Origin of the sequence: Streptomyces sp. NPDC127084, assembly GCF_042724175.1 — a bacterium.
Taxonomy (GTDB): domain Bacteria; phylum Actinomycetota; class Actinomycetes; order Streptomycetales; family Streptomycetaceae; genus Streptomyces.
On sequence record NZ_JBHXFA010000445.1, the window covers coordinates 1 to 1,013 of the forward strand.

The 1,013-nt window shown below is 70.2% G+C and carries 1 pseudogene; it reads left to right on the plus strand.

What is annotated here, in order from left to right:
• A pseudogene (locus ACFWI9_RS34860) lies at positions 1-1,013 on the plus strand (hypothetical protein); the annotation flags it as partial.

Genomic DNA, 1,013 nt, shown 5'->3' on the forward strand with positions numbered 1-1,013 from the left:
GGTGCTACCCCCGGGGTTTCGTGGAGCGGTCGTACCGCTCCTGCGGCTCGCTGCTCGACTCCGACGGCAAGAACATTCTCAAAGGCTCGGGCGACGAATGCTGGGGCGGCGCCAACGCGACCGTCTCCTTCGGCTCGCACTCCGGTGTCCTGGTCCCGACCACCTCCTCCGGACTGCCCGGTGAAATAAGGGAGTTCAAGCTCCAGGGCGACGACGGCACCGTCGTACAGGAACTGTCCGGGGCCGCCAACGGCCTGTACGACGGCACCTACTTCCGCGTGCTGACCACGGACGGCACCGCCGCCTACTTCGGTGCCGACCACTCACCGACCGGCCCCGGCACCAAGGGGCTCGCCTCGTCGGACTCCGGCGACGACTCCACGCACGCGGCCTGGGGCGTCCCCGTCCTGCACCCGCGGTCCTCCGACCCGTGCCACACCGACGCCGACGGCAAGAAGTCCCGCTGCGACAAGCCCGAGGGCTGGCGCTGGAACCTGGACTTCGTCGTCTCCCCGAGCGGCTTCGTCCAGCGCTACGACTACTCGACCGAGACCGGCTACTACGACCTCGGCGGTGGCCAGGCGGCCGCGACCGACACCACGGACGACACCGGCACCCTCACCTCGTACGTCCACGGCGGCACCCTCACCTCGATCTCCTACGGCTACACCCTCGACGACGAGCAGGCCGGCCGCACCCCGTCCGCGCAGGTGGCCTTCACCTCCCAGCAGCGCTGCCAGACCACGTCCGCCTTCACCGACTGCTCGGCCGGGAACCTGGACGACGACACCGCACCGCACTGGCCGGACGTCCCCTGGGACCTGCACTGCGACGCGACCGACAAGACCAAGCTGCCCGACGACGCCACCAAGGTGCCGACGGACGTCTGCGTCGTCTCCTCGCCCACCTTCTGGTCGACCACCCGCCTGGACGACATCACCACCCACGTCCACGTCAATGACGGCGACACCGACACGCTGTGCCCGGGAGCCCGCGCCGACCGCGGGCACGAG